At 70.0% G+C, this 3,904-nt stretch carries 3 protein-coding genes and 1 pseudogene; 1 reads left to right on the forward strand and 3 read right to left on the reverse strand.

The window, feature by feature from the left end; translation table 11 throughout:
* Positions 1 to 92: 92 nt before the first annotated feature.
* Positions 93 to 338 carry a DUF7123 family protein gene (locus ACFR9S_RS13170; RefSeq protein ID WP_379731917.1) on the reverse strand — a complete coding sequence of 82 codons (246 nt, stop codon included), beginning with the start codon at positions 336 to 338 and terminating at the stop codon, positions 93 to 95.
* Positions 339 to 545: 207 nt separating this feature from the next.
* Between ACFR9S_RS13170 and ACFR9S_RS13175 the strand changes: the two genes are divergently transcribed.
* The gene (locus ACFR9S_RS13175) at positions 546 to 2,420 is read left to right on the forward strand and encodes a flippase-like domain-containing protein (protein WP_379731916.1); all 1,875 of its coding nucleotides are present in this window, start codon (positions 546 to 548) and stop codon (positions 2,418 to 2,420) included.
* Positions 2,421 to 3,057: 637 nt separating this feature from the next.
* Here the strand turns inward: ACFR9S_RS13175 and yjjX are convergent.
* Together yjjX and ACFR9S_RS13185 are read right to left on the reverse strand one after the other, a co-directional pair.
* On the reverse strand, positions 3,058 to 3,576 hold the full coding sequence (yjjX, locus tag ACFR9S_RS13180; RefSeq protein WP_379731915.1) for an inosine/xanthosine triphosphatase: 519 nt from the start codon (positions 3,574 to 3,576) through the stop codon (positions 3,058 to 3,060).
* Between the two features lie 45 nt (positions 3,577 to 3,621).
* Positions 3,622 to 3,904 (reverse strand): annotated as a pseudogene (locus ACFR9S_RS13185) (cobalamin-binding protein); the annotation flags it as partial.

Genomic DNA, 3,904 nt, shown 5'->3' on the forward strand with positions numbered 1-3,904 from the left:
CGGCGACGACGGGACCACCCGCTGCACCCACTGCGGGACGGAGAACGACCCCGCTTACCGCTACTGCTGTGGCTGCGCGCGGCGGCTCTGAGCTACTCGACGGTAACCTTCCACGTCGTGCCCGAGGAGTAGCCCCACTTCTCGATCTCGAGGCCGTGGTCCGCCGCGAGCAGCGCCCGCATGTTGGCGCCGACCTCCTTGGCGGTCATGTCCAACTCCTCGGCGACCAGCCGCGACTTGAAGTACGTCCGCTCGCCGGCCGCCGCTCGCAGGTGGTTCAGGATGCGGGTCTGCTTCTCCGAGAGCTCCGCGGTCGCCGCCACGCCTGCTTGGCTCATACGCCCGGAGACGGACCGTTCCCCCTTCAGGCGTTTGGTACGACGGCTTAATCCCGGCGCAGTCGTGCGGTTTTCGATCCGGCGACGTCCGATCCTGCCGCCCTCGCGGCGCCGTCAGGTACGCTCGGCTAACGCCCGGCCGGTCGCGCGTCCCCCGTTTCGGACCCCTTCAGAAGCTACTTACCCGTCCCCCGTCGACCGTCGGCCATGAACGACCCCGCCGACGGGAGCGACGCCGCCGAGCGGGCGGCGGGGGGTGACGGCGCGGCGCCGCCCGATCCGACACGGATCGAGGTGAGCGTCGTGCTCCCGGCGTACAACGAGGCGGACACCATCGAGAAGACGGTCCGCACCACCGTCGACACGCTCGAAGCGTTCCTCGACCCCGGAACGTTCGAGGTGATCGTCGCCGAGGACGGCTGCGACGACGAGACACCCGCGATCGCCGACCGTCTCGCCGACGAGATCCCCGGGGTCAGACACTTCCACAGCGACGAGCGACTCGGCCGCGGCGGCGCGCTGGAGCGGGCGTTCGACGCCGCCCACGGCGGGACGCTGGTGTACTTCGACACCGACCTCGCGACGGACATGAAACACCTCGAGGAGCTGGTGAACACCGTCCGGCACGGCGAGGCCGACGTTGCCACGGGCTCGCGCTGGATGCCCGACAACGTCGCCGATCGGCCCGCGAAGCGCGGCATCCCCTCGCGGGGGTACAACGCCGCGGTCCGGCTGTTCCTCCGGACCGGCCTGCGGGACCACCAGTGCGGCTTCAAGGCCATCTCCCGCGAGGCGTTCGAGGCGGTCCACGACGACGTGGAGGACCGCCACTGGTTCTGGGACACGGAGCTGCTCGTGCGCGCCCAGCGGGCCGGGTTCGAGGTGAAGGAGTTTCCGGTCGACTGGGAGCCGAAGGGCGACTCGAAGGTCGACCTCGTGCGGGACGTGTTCGGGATGGGGAGCCAGATCGTCCGGACGTGGTGGCAGCTCTCGGTTCAGCCGCGGGTGAACAAGTGGGTGACGCTGGGCGCCAGCGCGCTGCTGGTGCTGCTCGCGTTCCTGCTCTCGACGCTGTACATCGACTACGGGACGGTGCTCGACCGCATCTCGGAGGCCGACCCGACGCTGATCGGGGTCGCGGCGGTCGTCTACGCGCTCTCCTGGCCCCTCCGGGGGCTGCGCTACCGCGACATCCTCGCGGAACTGGGGTATACGGAGAAACTGGGCTTTCTCACGGGTGCGGTGTTCATCTCCCAAACGGGGAACCTCGTGTTCCCGGCCCGCCTTGGCGACGGGGTTCGGGCGTACGTGGTGAAGGCCCGGCGCGGCATCCCCTACCCCTCGGGGTTCGCGTCGCTGGCGGCCGAGCGCGTGTTCGACCTGCTCACGATCACCGTCCTCGCGGGGCTGGTGCTGCTGGGCTACGCAGCCACGGGTGATCTGGCACGCGTCGCCGAGTCGGTGACGGGGGCGTCCCAGAGCGGGCAGATCGCGGTGCTCGTCGCGATCGGCATCGCGGTCGTCGCGATCGCCGCCGTCACGGGGATCGTGCTCTCGGCGCGCTCGGACCGCAACCGTATCCGGAGCCTCGTCGAGCGGTTTTCCTCGGACTCCTACGCGGACTACGTCGCGGGCGCCCTGGAGCGGTTCGTCGGCGACGTGCAGCAGGTCGGCGGCGATCCGAAGGCGTTCACCCGCGTCGGCGTCACGAGCCTCGTCATCTGGACGCTCGACGTGATCACGGCGGTGTTCGTGCTCGCGGCGTTCGGCACCGGCCTCGAGACGGCGACGCTGGTGACGATCTGTTTCTTCGCGGTGTCGGTCGGGAACCTCGCGAAGGTGCTGCCGCTGAGTCCGGGTGGCGTGGGGCTGTACGAGGCGGCGTTTACCCTGCTCGTCGCGGGTCTGACGCCGGTGACGGCGTCGGTCGCGCTCGGCGTGGCGATCGTCGACCACTTCCTGAAGAACGTCGTGACGATGATCGGCGGCGGCATCTCGATGCTCGCGCTGAACGTCTCGCTGACGACCGCGGTGGAGGAGGCCGAGGAGATGGAGGAGGTCGAGTCCGTGGAGTCTGCTTGATTCGGAGTCTGACTTTTTGAGGGAAGTGTCGTGGCTGGGGCTGTCGTCTGCGTCTTCAACCTGTTCGTTCGGTTCTAAAAAGAGGTCAGCAGCACCGTGAAAGCCCCTGCCCGCTCGGCTCGGGGGCCTCGTTGCGCTCCTCGGTTCGCTTCGCTCACCTGCGGTGCTTACGTCGCCCGCCTTCCCGGAGCGGACAGCCCCTTTCAGTCCCACCCGGACGGCACTGCCCACGAGCCTCCCCAGCCGACTCGTTCGCTCCTTTCAGTCGCTCACTCGTCCCTCGCGCTGAGGCGCGGCACAGGGCCGCGCCCGCTTCGCGCCGGAACTGCTGTGGCGCGTGCGGGCAGCCGTTCCGTCGGCTGCCCCAGCGCACGCGAGGGACGCTGCCCGCGCCGGCGAACCCTTGTGGTGAGCCACCAGCGCGGCAGCGTCGGTTGGGGAGGGTGTGGGCGAGTGTACGGGTGGGACTGGAAGGGGCTGTCGTCTGGACGAACCCCGACGAAGCAAGGACCGCAACGTAGTGAGGACCGCAGCGAGTCGCGGGAGTCCAGACGACAGGGGCTTTCACAGTGTTGCTGATGCCCGAAACAAGCGAGAGACCAACGAAAAAGCCGACTTCGACGTACCCAATCCCGACTCAGTACCGATCTGTCACGAACGGTCCCATCGCCGCCGCCACGCCCGCAGCCAGCGCGTCGTCGCGGTCAACCACGCCCGCCGACAACGCCCCTGCAGCCCCCTGCTTCTCCGCCACGTCGTCCTCACCGAGCACGTCGTCCATTACCGGCCCGAGCTCCTCGCCCGCGGCCACACGGTCGCCGATCGACGCCGGCAGGCGGAACGACGGCCCCGCGCCGAGGCCCACCCGATCGCCGTCGGTCACCGCGACCCACATGATCAGGAACAGCCCCTCGGTCTCGGGCACCTCGGCGACGCCGCCCTCCAGCCCGACGCCGATGTCGTACTCGCCCGCCGCGAGCGCGTTCCGGGCGCGGTTCTTCGCCCCCTCGACGGTCTCCTCGCGGCCGCGGGGCTGCTCGCTCACCCCGGAGTCGACGGAGACTGCCTCGACCGTCGCGTCGTCGATAGTCTCCGCGATGGCTTGTTCGACTGCGCGCCGCTTCACCGGGTTCCCGCTGCCGACGGCGAGTCGCATGGCGTCCGCTCGGGGCCGGGGGGACGTTTCCTTTGCGGCTCCGGCTCAGTCGGCCGCCTCGTCGATCCCGTGGAAGATCCCGGCCAGCCGCTCGACGCCGGCGATCAGGTTCGGGCTGGGTTGGTTCAGCAGCGAGTCGTCGACGACGTGGATCTCGGCGTCGAGTCCCCACCCCCGCTCCCGGAACTCGTCCGGGTCCGCGCGGTCGCCTTTCCCGCAGGGGTGGAGGATCACGTACTCGGGGTCGGCCGCGGCGACCGCTTCTCGGCTCACCTCCCCGGAGCGCTCGCCCGGATCGGCGAAGGGGTACGCGCCGCCGGCGGCGTCG

The sequence above is a fragment of the Halolamina salina genome, from assembly GCF_042678005.1.
Lineage (GTDB): Archaea > Halobacteriota > Halobacteria > Halobacteriales > Haloferacaceae > Halolamina > Halolamina salina.

Excerpts from the sequence above, each read along its gene's own strand:
- ACFR9S_RS13170 (WP_379731917.1), bottom strand. The coding sequence starts at position 338 with ATGAGCCAAGCAGGCGTGGCGGCGACCGCGGAGCTCTCGGAGAAGCAG.
- ACFR9S_RS13175 (WP_379731916.1), top strand. The coding sequence starts at position 546 with ATGAACGACCCCGCCGACGGGAGCGACGCCGCCGAGCGGGCGGCGGGG.
- yjjX (WP_379731915.1), bottom strand. The coding sequence starts at position 3,576 with ATGCGACTCGCCGTCGGCAGCGGGAACCCGGTGAAGCGGCGCGCAGTC.